We start from the raw sequence: 23,034 nt of genomic DNA, 5'->3' as shown, positions 1-23,034 counted from the left end.
CGGTCAGGGATCGGTCCGGCGTTATTGCGTCAGCACCAGGTTGTCCCGGTGCACGACTTCGTCTCCATATTTATAGCCCAGGACCTGTTCGATTTCAGAGGACTTGCGCCCGATGATCAGTGCCAGTTCCTGCCGCGAATAGCCGATGACCCCCCTGGCCAGCTCATGTCCCTCGAGATCGCAGATGCGCACTGCATCCCCCCGGTCGAAGGGCCCCTCGATCCTGGCCACCCCCCTCGGCAGCAGGCTCTTCCCCTTTTCTAGCAGAGCCCGCCGCGCCCCGTCGTCGACATACAGCACCCCGCGGGTCTTTTTGGTGAAGGCGATCCAGTGCTTGCGAGCCTTAAGCCGGTCGGGAACGGCGCGGAACCAGGTGCCGACCTCCTCCCCAGCCAATATCCTGGGCAGCACGCCGGGAAGCCGGCCGTTGACGATCACCGTGCCGACGCCATAGAGGGTCGCTCTCTTGGCAGCCTCGATCTTGGTGGACATGCCTCCGGTCCCGACATCTGACCCGGCTCCTCCGGCCATCGCTTCGATTTCGGAGGTGATCTGCTCGACCAGCGGAATCAGCCGGGCTGCGGAATTCTTTTTGGGATTGCTGTCAAACAGGCCGTCGACATCGGACAGGATGACCAGCAGGTCGGCTTCGGCCAGGCTGGTGACCAGCGCCGAGAGATTGTCGTTGTCGCCGAAACGGATCTCGTCCACCACAACGGTATCATTTTCGTTGATGATGGGGGTAACGCCGTATTCGAGCAGGGTCATCAGGGTATTGCGGGCGTTCAGGAACCGGCGCCGGTTGGCCAGATCGTCGCGGGTCAGCAGAATCTGAGCGACCACGCGGTTGTGCTCCCGAAAAGCGTCCTTGTAATAGCGCATCAGCCTGCTTTGCCCTATGGCCGCAGCCGCCTGCTTGAGGGGAATTGTCGGCGGCCGACCCACAATGCCAAGATCCCCCTTGCCGGTGGCAACGGCCCCGCTGGTGACCAGCAGCACTTCGTAGCCCTGCCTGACCAGCTCGCAGATATCGGTGGAGATACCTTTGATAACGGACTCGTCGACGCCGTTACCGCCGAAAATAACCCCGCTGCCGACCTTGACCACCACCCGCCTGATTTGAGAGACAAGCTCTTTGCGCATGACCCGGATCCGAACTTGGGAATAACTATCTGTAATTTCAAAAAAAAACCGGCCAGATTGTACCTTTGGCCCCAACAGCTGTCAAGCAGGACCGGCGACCGAGACCGATCAGTCGGGTCAGTCCGGTCGCCGCCAGAGTTTTTTCATTTTACCGGGATATTTACATCCACGCCGGGCTCGTCCTTGCGCCGCAACCGTTCCAGCTCCCCCCCGACGGTGGCGACCAGATCGCCGATCCCTTCACCTGTCACCGCGGAAATTGCCAGGGTGCGGTAGCCCCGCTGTTCGAAGATCCTGCGAACCTCCGGAATGCCGTCCCGCACCTCGGTGATGTCGGCCTTGCTCAGCACCACCAGTTGGGGTTTTTCCAGCAGCCGGGGATTGAACTTCTCCAGCTCCTGGTTGATGGCGTCGAACTGCTCCACCGCGGCCAGCGGCTGCAGATCGGACAGATCCACCAGATGCAGGAACAGATCGGTCCGTTCGACGTGGCGCAGGAAGCGGGTGCCGAGGCCGTGACCTTCGCTGGCCCCTTCAATCAGCCCGGGGATGTCGGCCATGACGAAACTCTGGAAACTGCCGTAGCGCACCACCCCCAGGTTCGGAACCAGGGTGGTGAAGGGATAGTCGGCGATTTTGGGACGGGCCGCGGACACTGCCGCGATCAGCGTCGACTTGCCGGCGTTGGGCATGCCGACCAGGCCGACGTCGGCCAGCAGCTTCAGCTCCAGGCGCAGCCAGCGTTCGTCGCCGGGCAGACCGGGCTGCACATGCCGGGGAGCACGATTGGTGCTTGTGGCGAAGCGGGCGTTGCCCCGCCCCCCCAGGCCGCCTTTGGCCGCGACGAACCGCTCGTCACGTTCCTTCAGATCAGCCAGCAGCTCTCCGCTCTCTCCGTCATAGACCAGCACCCCGGGCGGAACCCGGATCTCCAGGTCCTGGCCGTTTTTCCCGTGGCGGTTCTTGCCCATGCCGTGAACACCGCGCTCGGCCTTGTAATGAACCTTGTAGCGCAGGTCGAGGAGCGTCCCCAGGCCTTCGTCCACACGGAAAACGACATCTCCACCATTGCCGCCGTCGCCGCCGTCCGGGCCGCCTTTGGGAATGAATTTTTCCCTGCGGAAAGACAGGCATCCGCGGCCGCCATCTCCGGCCTTGACGTGAATTTTGACTTCGTCGATGAATTGCATGACTGCTTTTCCATAGGCCCCATGAGACCCATGGGTCCCATAGAACTTATAACCAACAATCCCACGAAAAAAGCCCGACGTTCCTCACCGGACCTCGGGCTTTTTCCTTAACCGATACAGGGCTGCATCAGGCGGCGAAGACGCTGACCTTTTTCTTGTCCTTGCCCTTGCGTTCGAATTTCACCACCCCGTCGATCAAAGCATACAGCGTGTAGTCCTTGCCGCAGCCGACGTTGGAGCCGGGGTGGATGGTGGTGCCGCGCTGGCGGACCAGGATCGATCCTGCCGTCACCTGCTGGCCGCCGAAGCGCTTGACGCCGAGGCGTTTACCCGCGCTGTCGCGGCCGTTCTTTGAACTGCCACCGGCTTTCTTGTGAGCCATGAGAAAACCTCCTTTTTAACCAGTTTCCGATTCGGGAAGGAATCCTTCCGGACAGAAAGCCTTTTAGGCCTCGATGCCTGTAATCTTCAGGCGAGTGATGGGCTGACGGTGTCCGTAAGTCTTGCGATAGCCTTTGCGCCGCTTGGCGTGGAACACCAGAACCTTTTTGTCCTTGGTCTGCTGTTCGATCCGCGCCGTGACTTTCGCTCCAGGCAATAGAGGTGTTCCGATTTTTACCTCTTCTCCGCCGACCATGAGGACTTCGTTCAGCTCAACAGTGTCGCCCACTGCGCCTTCGATTTTCTCGACCTTCAACAGGTCGCCTTCGGAAACTTTGTATTGTTTCCCTCCGGTCTTGATCACCGCGTACATCCGCATTCACCTCACTCTCGAAAAAATTCTTTTTGACGAACGGGCACTATAGTCCTGCCCCCGGCCCCTGTCAAGGGAAAAGTACCGGCTTGAAGCTTCTTGTAATCGTAATCAAAATACCGTCAATGCCGATTACGATTACGACAACGATTACCGTTCCGCTGCCGCTTCACTGACAACGAGTGAGGCCGGTTCAGCTCCCCACGATATCGAACTGCTCGATATGATAGTCGAACCGGGCGGTGATGGCGATCTGCTTGTCGAAGCGGGTCTCCAGGTCGTCGATTTCACACCGCTCCTCGTCGCAGATGGTGGAAGCGATGTCGGGATGCACCAGCAGCGTCACCTGTTTGCCGGCCAGGACAGCGATTTCCCGGCGAAGCTGCCGGAAAATTTCGTAAACCATTGTGGCACGGCTTTTCACATACCCCTTGCCCTCACAGTAGGGACACGGTTCGCAGAGGGTACGGGTCAGGTTTTCACGTACCCGCTTCCGGGTCATCTCGACAAGGCCGAGTTCGGAAATCTTGAGGATGTTGGTCTTGGCCCGGTCATTCTTCAGGGCCTCCTCGAAGGCCGAGTGCACCTTCTCCCGATGAGCCTCTTTTTCCATATCGATGAAATCGATGATGATCAGCCCGCCGAGATTGCGCAGCCGGAGCTGAAAGGCAACCTCCTTGACCGCCTCGAGATTGGTTTTGAGGATGGTATCCTCCAGGTTGTGCTTGCCGACAAAGCGCCCGGTATTGACGTCGATGGCCGTAAGAGCTTCGGTCTGCTCGATAATAATGTAGCCCCCGCTCTTCAGCCAGACCTTGCGTCCGAGAGCCCTGGCGATCTCCACCTCCAGGCCGAAAGCGTCGAATACCGGCTCCGGATCCTGGTACAGCTCCAGGGTAAAATTGAGATTCGGCATGAAGGTTTCGATGAACCGGAGAATTTTGTCGTGCTCCCGCTTGCTGTCCACCACGATACGGCGCACATCCTCGGTCAGAATGTCGCGCAGCACCTTGCTGATCACGTCGAGATCGGAATAGATCAGGCAAGGAGCCGGATTCCGGCGCTTCAAAGCGCAGATCTCCTGCCATAGGCCGGAAAGAAATTCCATATCGGCCTGCAGGTCATCCTCGCTCTTCCCCTCGGCGGCGGTGCGTACGATGAAGCCCGATCCGTCGGGCTTGATCTTTTCGATCAGGGCCCGCAACCGTTCCTTTTCCCCTTCGTTTTCGATCCGCCGGGAGATGCCCACATGGTCGACGGTCGGCATGTAGACCAGATGCCGGCCCGGCAGGGAGATATGGGAGGTAATGCGGGCCCCTTTGGTGCCGATCGGCTCCTTGGCCACCTGCACCAGAATTTCCTGCCCTTCCTGCAGCAGGTCCTCGATGGGCGGCAGGGCGGGAGGTCCCGACTCCTCACCCTCGCCGAGATTCTCGCTTTCCCCCTCGTCGATATAGCGGGCCAGGGCCTTCATCTCGTCGAGTACATCGGCCACATATAAAAATGTCGCCTTTTCCAGTCCGATATCGACAAAAGCCGCCTGCATCCCGGGCAGGACGCGGATCACCCGACCCTTGTAGATATTGCCGACGACACCTCTTTCCCGCACCCGCTCGATGTAGAGTTCGGCGATATGACCGTTCTCCAGCAAGGCGACCCGGGTTTCATGCGAGGTCGTATTGATGACCAGTTCCTTGGACATAGGATCTCCATGGAAAATGTAATTATATATCCAATATATGTAGTCGATTATCGGGGTCGAGGTCGGCATCGGGGTCGGAGTCGGTATCGAAAAAGCTTTTATCGATCCCGATACCGCTACCGATAGCGATCCCGAATAAATTTAGGAGCCAAGCGGATAACCAGATAATAATGGATAATCTCAAAAGCGCCAGAGGAGAGAATTCTCTGTCGGCTCCTTATCAGGCCTCTTCTGACTCGCCCAGCCGCACATCCACCTTGGACAACTTCAGCTCTGTCGAAAGACCCTGCCCGGGGGGAAGGCCGAGCAGGTGAGCCGCCAACAGAACCGGATTGCCTCCCGTGACGACCATTTCCAACACCTTGTCGGTCAGCCGCAGATCCGATACCCCCGCCCGCAGGTCCACAGTCTCTTCACGGCCTTTTTTATGTCTTGCAACCGGTACCCGATCCGCTTTGAGGAAGCCCTCGATACGCTCCTTAAGATCGGCGGGAAAATTTTTCTCCAGGTTCAGTCGATACACCGTTTCCCGGATACAAACGGAGGGCGATGGTGTTTTCCACGGAATCTGCTCGGCAGCCAGGACAGCAAAACCTTCCGGCAGTTCCGCATTGAGCGAGGTCGCCAGGGCCTCGACCGATACGTCATGAGACAGCTTGAGATCGATGATCTCCGCCTCGCTCTCCATGCCCGTGGGAAGAGCATCCGGAAAACTGATCTGCGGGGCCGGATGGAAGCCGGCTGAAAACCGGACAGGAATTTTGGCCCGCCGGACCGCCCGATGAAACAGGGTCATGAATTCCAGATGTCCGACGAAGCGGGCCCTCCCGGCTTTTCTCACCCTCAGGCGCACCTTGCAGGGCGTCTCCTCGTCGCTTTTCCTGCCGTCCCTGCCCGGCATATGCTCGACGGAGGTACCCTCCACGGCGAGACGGATCCGCACCTGATCGAAATCACAGGCGCCGCAGCTGCAGCAGGATCCGTCGCGACAATCCGCAGTATATTCGCCACTGCGGGCGCGATGTCGTTCGCCCAGCAGAAATTCGCGGGACAATCTGGCATCGACAGGGTCCCAGGGCAGAATTTCGTCTTCCCTGCGTTCCCGCAGATACCAGGCGGGATCGAGGCCGCAATCGGCAAAAGCCTGCTGCCAGAGATCGAAACGGAAATGGTCGCGCCAGCCGTCGAAACGGCAGCCGAGCTCCACCGCCCGCTCCAGCACCCGGCCCAGCCGCCGGTCGCCGCGGGCGAAGACCCCTTCCATGAAGGACAGTTGGGCCTCATGCCACTTCAGGCGCAGCTTGCGCGTGCGGAGACCCCGGCGAAGAAAATCCTGGCGGGCGAGAGTTTCCTCTATGCCGATCTGCCGCTCCCACTGAAAGGGCGTGTGCGGCTTGGGCACCAGGGTCGAAACTGCGACATTCACGTCGGCACCGCCCGCTGTCCCCTTGCCGACCCGCTTCACCCGGGCGGCCAGATCGACGATGGCTTCCAGATCGGCGTCCGTCTCCGTCGGCAGTCCGATCATGAAATAGAGCTTGATAAGACGCCAGCCGAGCGCAAAGGCGTGCCGCGCCGACTCCAGCAGATCCTCCTCGGCGATGCCCTTGTTGATCAGCAGGCGGAGACGCTCGCTGCCCGCTTCCGGAGCGAGGGTGAAACCGGTCTTGCGGACTTTTCTGATCTCCTCCATCAGTGCGGGAGTGAGGGAGCCGACCCGGAGGCTGGGCAGGGAAACCGCCACCCGGTCCTCCTGATAGCGCTCCATCAGTTTCTGCAGGAGCGGCTGAATGCAGCTGTAATCTCCGGTGGACAGGGAGAGCAGGGACACCTCTTCATAGCCGGATCGGGCCAGAGATTCCTCGATGATCCCGGCAATCCTGTCCGGATTCCGTTCCCTCAGCGGGCGGCAGATGAAACCGGCCTGACAGAATCGGCATCCCCGGGTGCAGCCCCGGGCGATCTCCACCGCCACCCGGTTGTGCACCGTATTCATAAAAGGGACGATGGGACTGGTCGGACTGGCGGCGGCATCCAGGTCGGGCACCACCCTCCGGACCACCCGGCCGGAACCCTCGCCTCGAAAGCGGATAGCGGCAATTGTGCCGTCGGCGTTCCAGCAAAACTCGTAAAGGGACGGAACGTAGATCCCCTCAATGGCTGCAAGACGTTTCAGCAGAACCGTTTTCGGTTCACCGGCTTCCCTGGAGGCACGCACCGCTGCGCAGAGTTCAACGATGACTTCCTCCCCATCTCCTATCACCGCGCAATCCATGAAATCGGCCAAAGGCTCGGGATTGAAGGCGCAAGGGCCGCCTACCACGATCAGAGGAGCCCTGTCGTCGCGGTCCTCCCGCCGCAGGGGGATGCCGGCCAGAGTCAGCATGCCGAGTATATTGCTGTAAGAAAGCTCATACTGCAGGGTGAAACCGACAATGTCGAACTCCCCAAGGGGGCGTTCCGACTCCAGGGAGGCCAGGGGCAGACTCCGGTTTTTCAACTGCTCGGCCATGTCCGGCCAGGGCGCATAAACCCGTTCCGCCGCCACCCAGTCGAGTCGATTGAGGATCTGGTAAAGCACGGGAAGGCCGATATGACTCATGCCCACTTCATAAACATCGGGGAAAGCGAGGGCACAGGTGACGGCAACGGCGGTGAGATCTTTATGAATGCTGCCGAGCTCGCCCCCAAGATAGCGGGAAGGCCGGCTGACTGAACCAAGCAGGTTGTCGCGACTCATCTTGTTTATTAATCAACTTTCGCAGTTCGCAGCTTTTCGCTTTGACTGTCAAGGGCGCCCGGTGCGGCAGCGCAACTTTGTAGCCATAAAATTCCAAAAACAGAGATTTTAGCACATCTATCTGGCATCCAACAATCTTTTACAGGTTGTTCCACCCAACCCGCTCTCTACGGCTGACACCTGGAGAGCCTTTATGGTAGCATGGTTTGCCTCCAAATACGATGACCCGGCTTTTTTCTCTGGAAAGGATTTCAGGAAATGTCCCAACCGAGTAGCCCCGAAGCGGACCTCCATATCCATACCATCGCTTCAGGACATGCCTACAGCACCATCAACGAAATTGCCCAGGAAGCCGCCCGGCGCCGGCTGCGACTGGTCGGCATCACCGATCACGGTCCGGCCCTGCCGGGCGGTCCGCATCTCTATCACTTTCAGGCGCTGCGCTTTGTCCCCCCTACCATCGGCGGTGTGCGGATTCTTTGCGGAGTCGAAGCCAACATTCTCGACGGCGGCCGCCTCGACCTCGAGGACGGTCAGCTTGCGATGCTCGACCTGGTGCTGGCCGGATTTCATCCTGGCTGCGGATACAGCGGAAACGGTGCCGCCGAAAACACCCGGACCCTGCTATCCGTGATGGAAAAACCCCAGGTGCATATCATCTGTCACCCCGGCAATCCTTCCTATCCCGTTGATTACCGGGCCGTCGCGCGCCATGCTGCCGCCACCGGCACCGCCCTCGAAATCAACAACTCGAGTTTCGCCGTCAGCCGGGCAGGCAGCTTTGAGAACTGCAGGATTCTGGCCCGCCACTGCGCGGAATTCGGCACATTGGTCGCCTTGGGCAGCGACGCGCATATAGCCCAGGGGGTCGGCGAACTGGACCAGGCGCTGGCCGAATCACGCCGGGCCGGAATCCAGGATGGGCAGATCGTCAACCTGAGCCTGGAATCGACCCTGGCCTTTCTCGGCCTGCAATCCTGACCGCCGATGCTGAACAGGAGCTTTTGATGGAAAATGCGACCCTTCCACCCGACAGCCGGGAAAGCAATTGGGCAACCCTGTGCCACATCAGCGGCCTGGCCGGGTACTTCATCCCTTTCGGCAATGTTCTTGCCCCATTGGCGATCTGGCTGTTTCTTAAAGAGCGCTATCCCCTGGTAGATCGCCATGGCAAGGAATCATTGAATTTTCAGATCAGCATCAGTATCTATGCCCTGGCCGCATCCGCCCTCATTTTCATTATCGTCGGCCTTCCGATCCTGCTCCTGCTGGCGGTCTTCAATTTCGTCATGATTCTGATCGGCGCAGTCAAATGCAGAAACGGGGAGGACTACCGCTATCCCCTCAATCTGCGACTGCTGAAATAAACCGGCCCTGATCTGAATTTCGAATTCGGCAGGCCCCCCATACCGGAGATTGATGACGGCCCCGAAAAAAACCGTCTGGCAAGGCTCCTATCGGGTTTTACCCCGTTAATCCCCTTGCCTGACCGTGTTTCGTTATGCTAAACATTTGGAAATATTTGGCGACGCCGGGAAGCGGTCCGACTCGCAATGACTTCGAGCAGTCAGCCTTCCAAGTTCCAGGATCGGAGAAACCTCATGGAAATCCGCATAGAACCCCTAACCCAGAGCCAACAGCCCTCCCAAGACGAATCCCAGCTGGTTTTCGGCCATCACTTTACCGATCGCATGTTCCTGATGGAGTACGACGCCGGGACAGGCTGGCACTCGGCACGCATCAAGCCTTACGGACCGTTTGTATTAGACCCGGCTGCCCTGGTTTTCCATTACGCCCAGGAGATTTTCGAGGGCTTGAAAGCCTTCCGCCGCCAGGACGGGTCGATAGCCCTGTTCCGTCCCCGGGACAATGTCGCGCGCTTCAACCGCAGCGCCCGTCGCCTGTGCATGCCGGAAGTGGACGAAGTATTCTTTCTGCAGGCCATCAAGCAGCTGATTCGCCTCGAGGCTGACTGGGTTCCCCACAGCCCCGGAACCAGCCTCTACATCCGCCCCACCATGATTGCCACTCAGCCGGTCCTGGGGGTGAAACCGAGCGATCAGTACTATTGCTACATCATTCTTTCGCCGGTGGGTCCCTACTACAAGGGCGGGTTCAAACCGGTGCGCATCCTGATCAGTGATGAATATGTCCGTTCGGCTCCCGGCGGAACCGGTGAAGCCAAGACCGGGGGAAACTACGCTGCCAGCCTTCTGGCGGCCAGGGAGGCGGCCGCGAAAGGCTTCGACCAGGTTCTCTGGCTCGATGCCGTAAACCGCAAGTATGTGGAAGAAGTCGGCAGTATGAACATCTGCTTCGTCTATGATGGAAAATTAGTCACATCCCCATTAAAAGGCACCATTCTCGACGGCATTACCCGTCGCTCCATCCTGGTACTTGCCCGGGAAATGGGCGTCGAGGTCGAAGAACGGGCACTGAGTGTCGAGGAAATTCTCGACGGGGTGGAAAACGGACGGCTCAGTGAAGCCTTCGGCACCGGCACCGCAGCAGTAGTCAGCCCGGTGGGACAATTCAGCTACCGCAATCGCACCGTCATCCTGAACGACGGCCAACCGGGACCGCTGACACTGCGGCTTTACGACGTTCTCACCGGAATCCAGTACGGCAGACTTCCCGATACCCACGGCTGGATCGATCCGATCTAAAGCTGGTTTCCGGCTCAATAAAGGACAGCGCCCCCGTCAGAAACGGGGGTGCTGTTCGCCGCAAGACTCCCCGGCCGCCTATTTCAAAGGCAGCTGTGCTTCCGAATTAGGCATATTCCTTCGCCTGAAAAATCCAACCTGCTGAAAATTCGACGTTTTTATTCTGGCACAGGGCTTGCTTTGCCTATTTTTTCTATACTGCTGTCCTTCGCACCGGCAGCCAAACAACCCATCCCCACGGAGGTAGAGAAAAATGAACCGCAAGTCCTTACTGTCCCCCGCGCCCGCTTTACTCGGGCTGCTCCTGGCCCCGTCCCTGGGCCTGGCTGCCGAAGGGGCCAATCCGGGCGATACCGCCTGGCTGCTCATTTCATCGGCCCTGGTCCTCGTCATGCTCCCCGGATTGGCTCTTTTCTATGCCGGCATGGTCCGCGCCAAAAATGTGCTGTCCACCACGATGCATACTTTTGCGGCCATGGCGATTATCGGCGTGCAGTGGGTGGTTGTCGGCTACACCATGGCTTTTGGAGGCGCCGGCCCCTTCATCGGCAGCCTGAAACACCTGCTTCTCAATGGCATCACCCCCGATTCCCTGACCGGAACGATTCCAACATATGTCTTCATCATGTTCCAGGGCATGTTTGCCATCATCACTCCGGCATTGATTTCCGGCGCCGTGGCGGCCCGTATGAAATTCAGTACCTACTGCGTCTTCATCCTGCTCTGGGGCCTTCTGGTCTACAACCCTCTGGCGCACTGGGTCTGGGGGGAAGGCGGATGGTTGCTGGAGATGGGAGCTCTGGATTTTGCCGGCGGCACGGTCGTTCATCTCTCCTCCGGGGTATCCGCCCTGGTACTGGCGATTTTTCTGGGGAAACGTATCGGCTTTCCGCATGAGAGAATGGCTCCCCACAATCTGCCCATGACTCTGCTCGGAGCCGGCCTGCTCTGGTTCGGCTGGTTCGGTTTCAACGCGGGCAGCGCTCTTTCCGCCGGAGGCAGTGCCGCCCTGGCCTTCACCACCACTCAGACCGCTGCCGCTGCGGCAGCCCTCTCCTGGATGCTTCTGGAATGGCGGCTTGCCGGAAAGCCGAGTGCCCTCGGCGTCGCCTCCGGCATCGTTGCCGGCCTGGTCACAATCACCCCCGCGGCCGGCTTCGTCACTCCCGCCTGGGCCCTGGTCATGGGACTGATGGGCGGTGCGGTCTGCTACGGAGGCGTCATGCTCAAGCACAAGTTCGGTTATGACGACTCTCTGGACGTGTTCGGCATCCATGGCCTCGGCGGAGCCTTTGGCGCCGTGGCCATCGGCGTATTTGCGTCTGTAGGAGTCAGCGGACTGATTGCCGGCAATCCCGGTCAGGTCTGGATTCAATTGGTAGGCATCGGAGCCGCCGGTGCTTATGCCGTGGTTGTTACGGTTATTCTGGTTCTGATCCTTAAGGCGACCATGGGCCTGCGGGTGTCCCGTGAAGAAGAGGTCACCGGCCTCGATCAAACGGCTCATTCGGAAACCGGTTACAACTTCTGACCCTCCCCCCTCGGCCCGGCGTCTTCAGGGCGCCGGGCCTCCTCAGTGTAAGTTCTCTACACGAACTAGAGCTAAAAATTCTTTTTTTCCTCCATTGCAAGCCTCCCTTGAAACCTTATAAAAGGCTTATACACAACCAGATCATTCGGCAAACTATTGTTTTTACTAGGAAGTTTTATTAGCAGTCGGTGCTTCAAATCAAATTCATAAATCTGGCACTTTCTTTGCTAAAGAGTATTGCTCAAAATCGTTTCAAGCAGAAGCAACTCTGCACAATCTGTATCTCGGAGGTAATCGCTCATGTGTCGCATTGGCGCCATAAAAAGTCTGAATTATGTGCACCCGAGCAAAGCCCTGCAGCTGATGAATTCTCAGCAGAAGGGGCACGACAACTCGGGCTTCGCCATGGTCATGCAGGATCTCGGCGGAATCTTCGCCGGGTACAAGGATAAGCCGACCATCTCCCTGGCCTGCACCGATGAGGGTCTCGCCATTACCGAGGCCATTCTTGAAGAAATCGGCTTCAAGCAGGTTTTCGAGTGGGTTCCGGCCACCACCTGGAAACCGGGCATGGACATCCAGAAGATGCCCAACTATGTATTTCGAACCTTCGATTACCCCGACTTCTGCAAGGATCTCGCGAAACGGGAGAAAGAAGACTTGCTCACCAATACCCGGCTCAGACTGCGGGCGGCCATGGAGCAGGACCAGACCGGCTTCGTCTACTCTTTCTGGCCCGACGTCCTTACCCTCAAGGAAATCGGCGATCCCCGGGATATCGGCACCTTTTTCGGACTTTGGGAGCCTGATGAGGACTTTACCGCCAAAAACATCACCGCCCAATGCCGTCAGAACACCAACTACGCCATTGTCCGCTATGCGGCCCATCCCTTCTTCCTGCAGGGCTACGTGACTCTGACCAACGGCGAGAACACCTTCTACCAGAAGAACAAGGAGTTCCAGGCCAGCCTGCACCCCGGCTACATCGGCTTTGAATCAGACTCCCAATGCTTCCTCTACACCATGCACTACATGCACCGCCAGCTGGGATGGCCGCTTTCCTACTACAAGCACATCATTACGCCGCTCCCCTTCGAAGACGTGGTCAAGCGCGAGGACAAGGACGTGCTGCTCTCCATCCGCCAGTCCCTGGCACACCTGGAGATCAACGGTCCCAACACCATTATCGGCACCCTGCCCGACTTCACCATGTGGGTCGTGTGCGATGCTAAGAAGCTGCGCCCGGTCGTGGTGGGCCATACTCAGGATACCGTGGTCTTTTCTTCCGAAGTGTGCGGTATCAATGAGATTCTGCCGGAGCGGAACTGGGAAAACGACATTTATCCCAACGAGCGCGAAATTGTCGTTGTAGACAACAATCTGGAGGTCCAGAGATGGAAACAATAAAAATAAACGACCTCGCCTGTAACGATCTGCCCTGGAAGATCGAGTACCATCCGGAGCGCTGCACCCTGTGCGGCTCCTGCATCGCGGCCTGCACCTTCGAAGCCATCGGCCCGAAAATGGAGCGCCGGCGGATCACATACACGGAAAGCGAGACCCCGGAACCGAAAACCCGCTTTTCGGCCCAGCCGGTCATCGCCCAGCGGCCGGTGATCAAGAATTTCTGCCGCGGCTGCGGCGTCTGTGAACGGGTCTGTCCCAACAGCGCCATCAGCGCTCACCGCAATCCCGACTCCCGGTTCAACGTGGTATATCAGGCTGCCACCGCTTCCGGGCCGAAGCGCGGCGGACGCAACAACCTGGAAGTCCAGGCCCGGACTCTCGACACCATTCGCGTCGGCCGTATTTCCCAGATGACTGACCCGAGCCTCGATGCCCAGCGTCACACCTTCGACTGCCTGGCCCCCCTGGGACGCATTCTGCCGGCTACGGCCCTGCCTCTGCAACAGACCGCGGAGGGCAAGCTGGTACAGGCTGGCCAGACCCCGCCGGTCCGCTGGATCTACCCGGTCATCATCGGCGATATGTCGATCGGGGCCCTCTCCTGGCGGATGTGGGAAGCGGTCTCCATGGCGGTTGCCTACTTGAATGAGGAATGCGGCCTGCCGGTGCGTATGTGCTCCGGCGAGGGCGGCATGCCGGTGCGGCTGCTGAAGAGCAAATATCTCAAGTACATGATCCTGCAGATCGCTTCCGGCCACTTCGGCTGGAACCGTATCATCAAGGCGATGCCGCACATGGTCGAAGACCCCGCCGGCGTTCTGATCAAGATCGGCCAGGGCGCCAAGCCCGGCGACGGCGGTCTGCTGATGGCGGCCAAGGTGGCTTCGCACATCCAGGCGATCCGCGGCGTGCCCCGCACCGACCTGCTGTCGCCGCCCAACCATCAGGGTCTCTACTCCATCGAGGAGAGCGTGCAGAAGATGTTCCTCTCCTTCAACGCGGCCTTCAAGTTCCGCGTACCGGTGGCCATCAAGGTTGCCGCCAGCGCCACCAGCGTTTCGGTGTTCAACAACCTGGTGCGCGACCCCTACAACATTGTCGGCGGCTTCTTCGTCGACGGCATCGACGGCGGTACCGGCGCGGCCCACGACATCTCCCTCGACCACACCGGCCATCCGGTGGTCAGCAAGCTGCGCGACTGCTACCTGGCCGCGGTGGCCCAGGGGCGCCAGGGCCAGATCCCCCTGTGGGCGGCCGGCGGTCTCGGCAAGACCGGCAACCTGGCGGCCGATGCCTTCAAGATGTTCTGCCTCGGCGCCAACGGCGTCTTCACAGGCAAGCTGATCCTGCAGCTTGCCGGCTGCCTCGGCAACGATCACGGTCGTTGCAACGCCTGCAATACCGGGCTCTGTCCGGCCGGCATCACTACTCAGGAGCCGGTGCTGGTCAAGCGGCTCAATCCCGAGCGGGTGGCGGAGAACATCGTCAACTACTTCCTGGCCATGGATCAGGAACTGCGCAAGCTCATGGCCCCCATCGGTAACTCCTCCCTGCCCATCGGCCGTTCCGACTGTCTGGTCTCCACCAACAAGTCCGTGGCCGATCGTCTGCAGGTTCAGTACGTCTGTTAAGGAGGTTTCAGGTAATGGCAGCCTATATCAAAGGTTTTGACGATAACAACAAGCGTATCTCCACTCAGCAGCTGCTGCAGAAGATCTACGCCGCCCTGGATGCGGGGGAAACCGAGTTTGAGGTGCTAGCCTCCGGGCATCATGACATCGGCGGACCGCTCTGGACCGCGGACGGAAAACCCTTGAAGTTCAGGGTCAAGAACCCGGGCCAGCGGGTCGGCTCCTTCGGCCTGGAAGGGACCGAGATCATCATCGAAGGTTCCGCTCCCGCTGACGTCGGCTGGCTCAACGCCGGCGCGACCCTGATTCTCCATGGGGACGGCGGCGACACCACCGCTCACTGCGCTGCCAGCGGCAAGATCTATGTCGCCGGCCGGGGCGGCACCCGCACCGGCTCACTGATGAAGCACGACCCTTCCTATGAACCGCCGGAACTGTGGATCCTGAAAAGCACCGGTTCCTTCTCCTTCGAGTTCATGGGGGGCGGCATCGGCGTGGTTTGCGGCGTGGACAGCGAGCACCTGGAATCTGTACTCGGCGATCGCGGCTGCGTCGGCATGGTCGGCGGTTTGATCTATGTTCGCGGCCCGGTGACGGGGCTGTCAAGCGATGTGTGGATGCTCGAATTGGATGAAGGGGACCGGGAGTTCCTGTACGCCAACATCCCGGTATTTCTCGACAGGATCGAAAAACCGCACCTGCTTGAGCAACTGACCGATTTTTCCCAATGGAAGAAGATCACCGCCAAGACCTATCAGGAACGCCAGGCTGTGGAGCGGATCACCCTGCGCGAATTTCGTCTTGGCAAATGGGTGGAAGGGGGCATCTTCGGGGATGTGGTCACCGACGACTACGACCAGGTATGCGGCTTTGTCAACACAGGCGACGGCCGCTTGAAAATCCCGCACTGGCTGAACAAGGCCTATGCGGCGCCCTGTCAGGCATCCTGCCCGACAGGCATTCCGACCCAGGATCGCATCCGCCTGATGCGTGAGGGGAAAATCCAGGAGTCTCTGGAACTGGTCCTGAACTTTTCGCCCTTTCCTGCCAGCGTCTGCGGTCAGGTCTGTCCCAACCTCTGCATGGACGCCTGCAGCCGTCGTTACCTGGATCATCCGGTGGCCATGAAGGAACTCGGCCGACTCTCCCAGGATGCCGCAGCCCCTGCCCTGCAGCCGGCCACCGGCAAGAAGGTTGCCGTCATTGGCGGCGGCCCTGCCGGCCTTTCCGCCGCCTGGCAATTGGCTTTGCAGGGGCATAGCGTAACCATTTACGAAGCGGATGATGAGGTAGGCGGCAAGTTGCGTCAGGTCATTCCGATGGACCGACTGCCGCGGGAAGTGCTGAATGCTGAAATCGACCGCATCAAAAAAGTGGGAGTGAACATCCTCACAGGACGCAAGATCGACCGCGAGGCCTTCGATGCCGTCCGCGCCGACAACGATGCCGTAATCATCGCCAGCGGCGCCCACAACCCGGTGGTCATCCCCTTCCCCGGCCACGAACGATTGGTGAGGGGACTGGACTTCCTCAAGGAGATCAACGCCGGCAGGCAGCCCAAGGTCGGACGGCGGGTAGTGGTCATCGGCGCCGGCAATGCCGGCATGGACGTGGCCCTGGGTGCCTATGCCATGGGTGCCCGCCAGGTAACAGCCATCGACGTGCAGCGTCCGGCCGCCTACAAGAAGGAGATCGATCACTTCGAAAGCCTCGGCGGCCGGATTGAATGGCCGGTCTTCACCGAGCGCATTTCCGAAGAGGGACTGCACACCAAGGACGGTCGGCTGATCGAGGCCGACATGGTCATCATCTCCATCGGTGAACGTCCCGACCTCTCCTACGTACCGCGGGAACTGCTCTCCGAGCGGGGCATGATGGACGTCGACGACTGCTGGCAGGCGAAAAAGGCGCCGGGCGTCTTTGCCCTGGGCGATACCATCAAGCCAGGTCTTCTGACCCACGCCATCGGCAGCGGCCGGGAGGTGGCCGAGTACATCAACGACTATCTTAACGGCCTGGAACTGGTGGCCAGGAAGAAACCGGAGATGATCCCCCAGTGGAAACTCCACAAAGAGTCCTTCCAGGCCCGCAACCGGGGCAAGTTCAAGGTGACCAACGCCTGCGAGGAGGCTGGGCGCTGCATCAGCTGCGGCACCTGCCGCGACTGTTCCCTCTGCCTGGAAACCTGCCCGGAAGGGGCCATCATCCGCAAAGAAAAACTGGATGGCTCCTACGAGTATGTTTCCGACGAGCAGTACTGCATCGGCTGCGGGCTTTGCGCCGGCATCTGCCCCTGCGGGGTCTGGGCGATGGAGAAGGTTATCGTCTGAAAAAAGACGGGTGGTTATGGTTATGCAAGAGGCGGAACCTCCCTGGTTCCGCCTCTTTTTTTAGTTCCATAATCCCTACGAGAAGAGATCGCCTACTCCTCCTCGGCAACATCCAGGTCCCCCTGGCTAACATACTGCATGACCATAAGGAGGCCCCCCCAGGGGAGGGTGAAAAGTCCGCCGAGGACCAACACGAGAAAACCGGCGTTGGCAATCAACCCTCCGACCAGCAATACAGCCACCCAACCCCCAAGGTCCCCCTTGAAGGCGGCAACATTCCATTTGGCCGCCGTAATCGGGGAAACATTGCGATCGGCTATTGCAAAGAACCCTGGCGTGGCGAAAAACAGCAGCGCCAGTCCCGCAACCCAACCGAGGACGGGAAGCATCCCGAGAATAATTTCGGCCACGAAAACACCTATGCCGTAGACAAGGGCTGAACCAAAACAGTCCCAGGCCGAAAAAATATCCGCGATAGCCGGCCTTTCCCGGCGCACCACCTTGCGCAGTGCCCGAAAATAACCGGCGAAAAACCCTGCATTCACCACCGGAATCCAGGCCACCAGCACAAAAACCAGCGTGACCAGGACCAGATCTGCCAAATTGACCTTCCAAAGGTCGGTCGTGTCCTTGAATAACTGGTCGAAGCCTTTTCTGTTCGCATCAAACCGAAAATCCTCGAGGGTGTTGCCGTGAGCCCCCGCCTGGTTACCCATCTGCTCTTCCATTGCGTTCCTCCCTGCTGCAAAGAAAGTATGTTGCCTCCTATGCCTGTCTCATGGCCGAAAGACGTTTCCCGGTTCACTTACCCGGCAAAATAACTCTCACCTTTTTCTCCTGACCGGCCCATCTCAAACCTGCCCCTGCCCGTTCTCTCGGAATCAGCGTAGCGGGAACGACATTAATAGAATATTGCACATTAGGGATAACTCAAGCGAAGATTCGCTCTTTTATCTTCAATGCTTTGCCAAAGTTTTCCTGCCCGAAAAAATTTTTAAAAAAAAGACTTGCATTTTGTATTCGCACCTGCTAACGTTCGACGTGACTAAGCAAGTTGTGCGGGTTTCTTGTTGCCGGTAATTGACAGGGCGTCAATCAGTAACGAAACACACAATCTTCTTTGGCTGTGTGTTTTTCCTTTTTTGAGCACGAGAATTTGCACAACAACAGAAAAAGTTCCCGCTGGGAACCATGGAGAAGAAAATGGCAGAAGGTACAGTAAAGTGGTTTAACGACGCAAAAGGTTTTGGTTTTATTGAGCAGGATAACGGCCCGGACGTTTTCGTGCACTTTTCGGCAATCCAGGGCGACGGCTTCAAATCTCTCGCCGAAGGGGACCGTGTCTCCTTTGAGGTGACCCAGGGTCAGAAGGGTCCTCAGTCGGCTAACGTGCGCAAGATCTGATTTGGTCTGGCAGCACCCATATCGACAAAAAAACCCTGCGGTTCGCCCGCAGGGTTTTTTTTACTGGAGCTTTCCCCGAAACCTTTTCAACAGACGGTCATAAGCCCGGGATGATCTCCCGTCAGGCAGCGCCCGCCCTCGGCCGTGACGACAAAAGTATTTTCTGTCCCAACCATACCGACTCCCGCAATCCCTTTCTTCGGCTCTACAGCAAACACCATCCCCTCCTGCAAAGGCTCATCGAAACCCTTGGCTATAACCGGCTGCTCATCGACCTGCAATCCGATCCCATGCCCGAGAAAGCGGGATTGCCGACTGCCGAAGCCCATGAAATTTTGAAGAAATTCCGGGCTGAGACGGTCCATGACGGTCTGGTAAACCTGGGCGGGAACAGCCCCAGGAACCAGCATTTCGGCAACCCGATTTTGAATGGCCACGCACTGTTCATGAACAGCCTTCATATCTGCTCCCGGTGCTGCGCCGAAAACGTAAGTCATCGTTTTATCGGTGTGATAGCCCTCCACCCCACAGGCGAAATCGACAAAAACCAGATCGCCTTTGGTTAATTTCCGCCGGTGGCTCCCGATCGTCGGAACCGCCGGGTACATGCCGTACCCGCCACCGGGACCGTCGAAACTGGTTGGGTAGAGGGAGCTTTCTCCGAAACAGAAGAGACCCATCCCCATATCACTCTGAAACATGCTGAAGCGGGCCACCCCCTGATGGCCTTCGGCCACCAGAACCGGATAGACCTTACTGGCCAGATCCGCTTCACTCATCCCCTCCCTCAGAAGCTCCGGGACCAGGTTTTCCAATACATGGCGGTGAATCTGCCCCGCCTGTTCAATCCGCGCCAGCTCATAAGAGCTTTTAACCGCACGAACCGCGGCAACATGGGGATCGGCGGGCATGATTTCACTGGCGGGAAAGTATTTCCTGAAACGCTGCAGGTGAGCGAGCGGCACGATTTCGGTTTCGATGTGGATTTTTTGGGGGGGGCACCCCAGTCTTTCGGCGACATCGCGAAAACTGCTCATCGGTTCGATTCCCGGCAGCAGGGACTCGTCGCGAGCTCTTTCCATATCGCGACGGACAAAGTAGACACTCTCCCTGTCCCGTGGAATCAACAGCACCCCATCCTGCATGGTGCCTGAAAAATAGTACTGGTTTATCCGGCCGAACAGGACTGTCACCTCCCATTCGGGAGCAGCACGGTCCATCCGCTGTCGAAATCGGGACATGCGCGAGGTCAGTTCTGACAGAGGTACCCGTTGGACCATAATCTTCTCCTTGACTCCATAGCGGCAGAAAAAAATTGCACAAGTTTAAACGATCCGGCTTCGGTATCCAAGAAATAATTTTTATCGATTTTGAAAATTTTCCTTTTAATCAAAAAAAAATTCTTGTATATTCCGTCTGTTTTTGGTTGGAGGGTTTTCAAACTGTTTCAACACATCAATTGGGAGGAAAAAATGAGGAAGGTTTTGCTCGTAGTCGGTTTGTTAGCAGTACTTATTGGGGCGATCGCCTGTTCCAAGCAGGAAGAACCCGTCGCTCCGGCCAGCGAATCCGCGGCTACCGAAGCTGAATCGACCATGCAGGACGCAGGCGAGGCGATGACCGACGCCGGCCAGGCTATGGTGGAAGAAGGCCAGGCCATGGTGGAAGAAGGCCAAGCCGTGGTCGAGGAAGCCGCCGCAGAAGGTGCAGCAGTGGTTGAGGAAACCGCCGAAGCCGTGGAAAGCACTGAAGTCGCCAAGTAATTTTTCTTGGAAAATCTGTATCCCCAAAAGCCTGCAGCATGATGCTGCAGGCTTTTTTTGTTGGCGCTCCTTCCCATAGCCGATGAAAGTCAAAAACAAGGTCCTGGGGGCCTGATGCCTGCAGGACCTTGTTTTTTTCGTGAATCGAGCCCTTACAACGATCCATCCAGAGAATCCTGTTGTCACCGCATGGCGCTGATCATCTGCTCATTCATACGGTGCATCATGTTGATCTCCCTGATCAGCCTGACACTGGCGACCGTCGCCTCGACAATCGTCAGATTCTGTATGGTTTTCTGGTTCATGTTGTTCTGAATCAGGGTGCTGAATCCTTCATTCAGGACCAGCATGCCCTTTGCTCCGGAAAGGGCGTCTGCACCGAGCTCTCTGGAAACAACCAGTTGGTCTGCCGAGGGTCCCGCCACCTGCTCCATTCCCGGTGCCGTGGCTTCCTCATAAGAGCTGTAGCTGAAGACGCCGTTTTCGCTGGTGCCATTCCGCAGGGTCTTTGTCAGGCGCGCAACATCCGGGATCTGCAGGGAATTGGTGACTTTCAGAATCCCGTCTATGTTGATCACCTTGGTAATGCCCAGAGAAATGAGACCATGATCGCGCGTTACAAATCCCCCCCGCATGCTATCGAGATGATCTCGATCGACTACCGGCGCGTCCTGGAATTCAATCATTGCCGCGAATGAGGGATTCGTGGTCAGGAAGAGGGTGGCCAAAACCAGGGTCAATCTGGCCAAGGTTTTTTTTGCCGGTAAGCTCATTTTTCCTGTTCCTCCCGGGGAAAAACGATCTGCCCGGTGACGCCCCCATTGACGTCACCAGGCAGTGTGGCTTTCTGAATTACGGATTGATCAGATTGGCCTGAACACTGATGGACTGCTGAGTTTGGGACATCAGACCGGTATTCTGGCTGTTGGCGAAAATTCCGCTGGCGGTGAATCCGCATCCGTAAGCGAAGCTGTTGTCTCCCGTTGTGATTTCAATTTTGCTTTCTCCCCCGGGAGGGCCATTGGGGGGAACCGAGCTTACACTGTCATTCACGGGGACTGCATTGAAAAACTCCTCGAGCGCGATGGTATTTCCGCTCACTTCCCCGTTGAGCACGCTGGCGGCTACCTTGACGTCGATATCGCCGATGGTGATGCTGGCGTCGGTATTGGCCACGTTTTCGATATCGTCGATAACCAGGGAGCCGTCATTGGCCGCCTGCTTGCCCAGCTGAATGTCGTTACCGATCGGACCGTTGAGATTGTCCTCGATTACAGCAGACTGGTTGGCAGCCACGTTGTTGCCGTTGGCGGTATCATCCACGGCAATGGACTGGTCATTGGCGGCCTGTTTGGCCAACTGGGTGTCGTTGCCGATCGGACCGTTGAGATTGTCCTCGATGATAGCGGAATTGTCCACCGCAACATCATTGCTGTTCAGGTTATCCTGCAGAGCGGCGGAATTGTTGTCGACCAGGTTGGAGTCTTCAATCGTTTCGGACCAACCTTTTTGGGCGACGCCGGCAGTCAAAAGGGCGATAGCGAGCGGTAAAGCCAATAAGGTCCATCTTTTCATTGTTTGCCTCCTGGATTGTTAGAGCATTGGGTTGAATGAACTTACTTTGACTAAATTGCCCGGGCCCCGGACTCAGGGTCCTGCGTATCCCGCACCCGGCATCAGATAGGTGACGTTAGCCAGTTCATTGGGCCGCACGGCAACTCCCATGGGTATCTTTCCTCTGACTTTCCATTCATCGATACGGTTGAATTTTCCTCCCGCAACAACCGTGTCGTTGCGGATGATGAACACCAGACCGTTCCACATCTTTTCAAATTCATCCCGTGGCATTACCTTGATTCCCGAAGCAGGATCTCCGACCAGCACCCGTTTGTCGGTGACACCCTTGACCACCACAAAATGCCGGTATCCCTGAAGGTTGATCAGCACGATGGCAGGAACCCCGGCGGCGGCCAGTTTGTCGAGACCGACATAGTACCCGTCCGCCCGAAATTTTCTTGCCTCCAGGTAGTTCTTCATATCGAGAAGAGAAAAGCCTTCCCGACGGATTTTTTCCTGGTCGCCTTTTTCATACATCCAGGAAAATACGTCCTGCTCGGAAACTTCGGTTCCATAGTGGTAGGTCAGCAGGGTCGCCAATGCCGCGGAACCGCAACTGTAATCGTATTGCTGACGAACGGTGGTTTCGAACAGGGCTTCCTTGCGGCTGGTGACCTGGACATTGATTCCGCCACCCGAAAGGCCCGGAATCACCACCAAGCCCGCTGCCGCCTTGCCGGCAGGGAAAACCTGCAGGATCAGGACAAACAGCGCCATCAAGGAAACTTTTGAAATCCCATTCATAAGGTCACCTTCGATCCACGACTCAGTGCATATCTACGTTCACGATCAGATCGCTCTGGATGATCACCTGGTTGCCCGAATTCTGGATGACAGTGGCAAAGCCGTTCATGTTGGAAAAGGCATCACTGCCAATCAGGTTCATGCCGGTGGAATTGCTTTCCAGAGCATTGCCATCCATGTTCGCATTCATGCCTACTTCATTGAGCTGCATATAGATTTTGTCGATCTCCATTGCCTGGCCGCCCGATTCCAGAACCAGCTCATCCTCCGAAGCCGCCTGGCCCAACTCGAGAAATGCCGTAATGAACTGCGGCGAATCATCCTGAGCCAGACCGTTGGGCGGCACCAGCAGGAAACCGAACATTGCCGCAGCCAGTAGAGATATCTTGGTGTGTCTCATGTTCCTGCCTCC

At 57.9% G+C, this 23,034-nt stretch carries 21 protein-coding genes; 9 read left to right on the top strand and 12 right to left on the bottom strand.

Features of this window, described 5'->3' with window-relative positions; translation table 11 throughout:
• Positions 1 to 21 precede the first annotated feature (21 nt).
• From proB to R2940_08345, 6 genes are all read right to left on the bottom strand, one after another.
• Positions 22 to 1,143 (bottom strand): glutamate 5-kinase, encoded by a 1,122-nt coding sequence (gene proB / locus R2940_08370; GenBank protein MEZ4599789.1) that lies wholly within the window; start codon positions 1,141 to 1,143, stop codon positions 22 to 24.
• A 143-nt stretch (positions 1,144 to 1,286) separates the two neighbouring features.
• The gene (gene obgE, locus R2940_08365) at positions 1,287 to 2,333 is read right to left on the bottom strand and encodes a GTPase ObgE (protein ID MEZ4599788.1); all 1,047 of its coding nucleotides are present in this window, start codon (positions 2,331 to 2,333) and stop codon (positions 1,287 to 1,289) included.
• A 127-nt stretch (positions 2,334 to 2,460) separates the two neighbouring features.
• The gene (rpmA, locus tag R2940_08360) at positions 2,461 to 2,715 is read right to left on the bottom strand and encodes a 50S ribosomal protein L27 (GenBank protein MEZ4599787.1); all 255 of its coding nucleotides are present in this window, start codon (positions 2,713 to 2,715) and stop codon (positions 2,461 to 2,463) included.
• Between the two features lie 63 nt (positions 2,716 to 2,778).
• A complete protein-coding gene (rplU, locus tag R2940_08355; GenBank protein MEZ4599786.1) occupies positions 2,779 to 3,087 on the bottom strand; it encodes a 50S ribosomal protein L21 in 309 nt (102 codons plus the stop codon).
• Positions 3,088 to 3,280: 193 nt separating this feature from the next.
• A complete protein-coding gene (locus R2940_08350; GenBank protein ID MEZ4599785.1) occupies positions 3,281 to 4,789 on the bottom strand; it encodes an Rne/Rng family ribonuclease in 1,509 nt (502 codons plus the stop codon).
• Positions 4,790 to 5,009: 220 nt separating this feature from the next.
• A complete protein-coding gene (locus tag R2940_08345) occupies positions 5,010 to 7,529 on the bottom strand; it encodes a TIGR03960 family B12-binding radical SAM protein (protein ID MEZ4599784.1) in 2,520 nt (839 codons plus the stop codon).
• Between the two features lie 258 nt (positions 7,530 to 7,787).
• Here R2940_08345 and R2940_08340 point away from each other — a divergent pair, with 258 nt between their 5' ends.
• From R2940_08340 to R2940_08310, 7 genes are all read left to right on the top strand, one after another.
• A complete protein-coding gene (locus R2940_08340; GenBank protein MEZ4599783.1) occupies positions 7,788 to 8,510 on the top strand; it encodes a phosphatase in 723 nt (240 codons plus the stop codon).
• A 26-nt stretch (positions 8,511 to 8,536) separates the two neighbouring features.
• A complete protein-coding gene (locus R2940_08335; GenBank protein ID MEZ4599782.1) occupies positions 8,537 to 8,896 on the top strand; it encodes a DUF4870 domain-containing protein in 360 nt (119 codons plus the stop codon).
• Between the two features lie 234 nt (positions 8,897 to 9,130).
• Positions 9,131 to 10,195: a branched-chain amino acid aminotransferase gene (locus R2940_08330; protein MEZ4599781.1), complete on the top strand. Its 1,065-nt coding sequence runs from the start codon at positions 9,131 to 9,133 to the stop codon at positions 10,193 to 10,195.
• A gap of 253 nt (positions 10,196 to 10,448) precedes the next feature.
• Positions 10,449 to 11,726, top strand: a complete 1,278-nt coding sequence (locus R2940_08325) for an ammonium transporter (protein MEZ4599780.1) — start codon at positions 10,449 to 10,451, stop codon at positions 11,724 to 11,726.
• 300 nt (positions 11,727 to 12,026) lie between these two features.
• Positions 12,027 to 13,133, top strand: coding sequence for a glutamine amidotransferase family protein (locus R2940_08320; GenBank protein MEZ4599779.1), 1,107 nt, complete (start codon positions 12,027 to 12,029; stop codon positions 13,131 to 13,133).
• Entirely contained in the window at positions 13,121 to 14,764 is a 1,644-nt protein-coding gene (locus R2940_08315) for a glutamate synthase-related protein (GenBank protein MEZ4599778.1), read from the top strand. The genes R2940_08320 and R2940_08315 overlap by 13 nt, the downstream gene beginning before the upstream one ends.
• Before the next feature lie 14 nt (positions 14,765 to 14,778).
• Positions 14,779 to 17,094, top strand: coding sequence for an FAD-dependent oxidoreductase (locus R2940_08310; protein MEZ4599777.1), 2,316 nt, complete (start codon positions 14,779 to 14,781; stop codon positions 17,092 to 17,094).
• Between the two features lie 92 nt (positions 17,095 to 17,186).
• Here the strand turns inward: R2940_08310 and R2940_08305 are convergent, their stop codons facing one another.
• Positions 17,187 to 17,822 (bottom strand): hypothetical protein, encoded by a 636-nt coding sequence (locus tag R2940_08305; GenBank protein MEZ4599776.1) that lies wholly within the window; start codon positions 17,820 to 17,822, stop codon positions 17,187 to 17,189.
• Positions 17,823 to 18,297: 475 nt separating this feature from the next.
• Here R2940_08305 and R2940_08300 point away from each other — a divergent pair, with 475 nt between their 5' ends.
• The gene (locus R2940_08300) at positions 18,298 to 18,498 is read left to right on the top strand and encodes a cold-shock protein (protein ID MEZ4599775.1); all 201 of its coding nucleotides are present in this window, start codon (positions 18,298 to 18,300) and stop codon (positions 18,496 to 18,498) included.
• An 86-nt stretch (positions 18,499 to 18,584) separates the two neighbouring features.
• Here the strand turns inward: R2940_08300 and R2940_08295 are convergent, their stop codons facing one another.
• Positions 18,585 to 19,778: a Xaa-Pro peptidase family protein gene (locus tag R2940_08295; protein MEZ4599774.1), complete on the bottom strand. Its 1,194-nt coding sequence runs from the start codon at positions 19,776 to 19,778 to the stop codon at positions 18,585 to 18,587.
• A gap of 90 nt (positions 19,779 to 19,868) precedes the next feature.
• Between R2940_08295 and R2940_08290 the strand changes: the two genes are divergently transcribed.
• Entirely contained in the window at positions 19,869 to 20,261 is a 393-nt protein-coding gene (locus R2940_08290) for a hypothetical protein (protein MEZ4599773.1), read from the top strand.
• Positions 20,262 to 20,443: 182 nt separating this feature from the next.
• Here R2940_08290 and R2940_08285 read toward each other — a convergent pair whose 3' ends face one another.
• The 4 genes from R2940_08285 to R2940_08270 form a co-directional block, all read right to left on the bottom strand.
• Positions 20,444 to 21,034, bottom strand: a complete 591-nt coding sequence (locus tag R2940_08285) for a hypothetical protein (protein ID MEZ4599772.1) — start codon at positions 21,032 to 21,034, stop codon at positions 20,444 to 20,446.
• 79 nt (positions 21,035 to 21,113) lie between these two features.
• Positions 21,114 to 21,836: a hypothetical protein gene (locus R2940_08280; GenBank protein ID MEZ4599771.1), complete on the bottom strand. Its 723-nt coding sequence runs from the start codon at positions 21,834 to 21,836 to the stop codon at positions 21,114 to 21,116.
• 72 nt (positions 21,837 to 21,908) lie between these two features.
• Positions 21,909 to 22,622: a C39 family peptidase gene (locus R2940_08275; protein ID MEZ4599770.1), complete on the bottom strand. Its 714-nt coding sequence runs from the start codon at positions 22,620 to 22,622 to the stop codon at positions 21,909 to 21,911.
• Between the two features lie 22 nt (positions 22,623 to 22,644).
• Complete coding sequence (locus R2940_08270) at positions 22,645 to 23,022, bottom strand: hypothetical protein (protein ID MEZ4599769.1); 378 nt, start codon at positions 23,020 to 23,022, stop codon at positions 22,645 to 22,647.
• Positions 23,023 to 23,034 lie beyond the last annotated feature (12 nt).

The organism is Syntrophotaleaceae bacterium, assembly GCA_041390365.1.
Lineage (GTDB): Bacteria > Desulfobacterota > Desulfuromonadia > Desulfuromonadales > Syntrophotaleaceae > JAWKQB01.
The sequence above is the reverse complement of the archived record's forward strand: the minus strand, read 5'-3'. Positions and strand labels throughout refer to the sequence as shown.

Excerpts from the sequence above, each read along its gene's own strand:
- rplU (MEZ4599786.1), bottom strand. The coding sequence starts at position 3,087 with ATGTACGCGGTGATCAAGACCGGAGGGAAACAATACAAAGTTTCCGAA.
- proB (MEZ4599789.1), bottom strand. The coding sequence starts at position 1,143 with ATGCGCAAAGAGCTTGTCTCTCAAATCAGGCGGGTGGTGGTCAAGGTC.
- R2940_08315 (MEZ4599778.1), top strand. The coding sequence starts at position 13,121 with ATGGAAACAATAAAAATAAACGACCTCGCCTGTAACGATCTGCCCTGG.
- R2940_08300 (MEZ4599775.1), top strand. The coding sequence starts at position 18,298 with ATGGCAGAAGGTACAGTAAAGTGGTTTAACGACGCAAAAGGTTTTGGT.
- R2940_08345 (MEZ4599784.1), bottom strand. The coding sequence starts at position 7,529 with ATGAGTCGCGACAACCTGCTTGGTTCAGTCAGCCGGCCTTCCCGCTAT.
- R2940_08270 (MEZ4599769.1), bottom strand. The coding sequence starts at position 23,022 with ATGAGACACACCAAGATATCTCTACTGGCTGCGGCAATGTTCGGTTTC.
- R2940_08280 (MEZ4599771.1), bottom strand. The coding sequence starts at position 21,836 with ATGAAAAGATGGACCTTATTGGCTTTACCGCTCGCTATCGCCCTTTTG.
- R2940_08310 (MEZ4599777.1), top strand. The coding sequence starts at position 14,779 with ATGGCAGCCTATATCAAAGGTTTTGACGATAACAACAAGCGTATCTCC.
- R2940_08295 (MEZ4599774.1), bottom strand. The coding sequence starts at position 19,778 with ATGGTCCAACGGGTACCTCTGTCAGAACTGACCTCGCGCATGTCCCGA.
- rpmA (MEZ4599787.1), bottom strand. The coding sequence starts at position 2,715 with ATGGCTCACAAGAAAGCCGGTGGCAGTTCAAAGAACGGCCGCGACAGC.
- R2940_08320 (MEZ4599779.1), top strand. The coding sequence starts at position 12,027 with ATGTGTCGCATTGGCGCCATAAAAAGTCTGAATTATGTGCACCCGAGC.
- R2940_08285 (MEZ4599772.1), bottom strand. The coding sequence starts at position 21,034 with ATGAGCTTACCGGCAAAAAAAACCTTGGCCAGATTGACCCTGGTTTTG.
- R2940_08335 (MEZ4599782.1), top strand. The coding sequence starts at position 8,537 with ATGGAAAATGCGACCCTTCCACCCGACAGCCGGGAAAGCAATTGGGCA.
- R2940_08350 (MEZ4599785.1), bottom strand. The coding sequence starts at position 4,789 with ATGTCCAAGGAACTGGTCATCAATACGACCTCGCATGAAACCCGGGTC.
- R2940_08340 (MEZ4599783.1), top strand. The coding sequence starts at position 7,788 with ATGTCCCAACCGAGTAGCCCCGAAGCGGACCTCCATATCCATACCATC.
- R2940_08330 (MEZ4599781.1), top strand. The coding sequence starts at position 9,131 with ATGGAAATCCGCATAGAACCCCTAACCCAGAGCCAACAGCCCTCCCAA.
- R2940_08325 (MEZ4599780.1), top strand. The coding sequence starts at position 10,449 with ATGAACCGCAAGTCCTTACTGTCCCCCGCGCCCGCTTTACTCGGGCTG.
- obgE (MEZ4599788.1), bottom strand. The coding sequence starts at position 2,333 with ATGCAATTCATCGACGAAGTCAAAATTCACGTCAAGGCCGGAGATGGC.
- R2940_08275 (MEZ4599770.1), bottom strand. The coding sequence starts at position 22,622 with ATGAATGGGATTTCAAAAGTTTCCTTGATGGCGCTGTTTGTCCTGATC.
- R2940_08305 (MEZ4599776.1), bottom strand. The coding sequence starts at position 17,822 with ATGGAAGAGCAGATGGGTAACCAGGCGGGGGCTCACGGCAACACCCTC.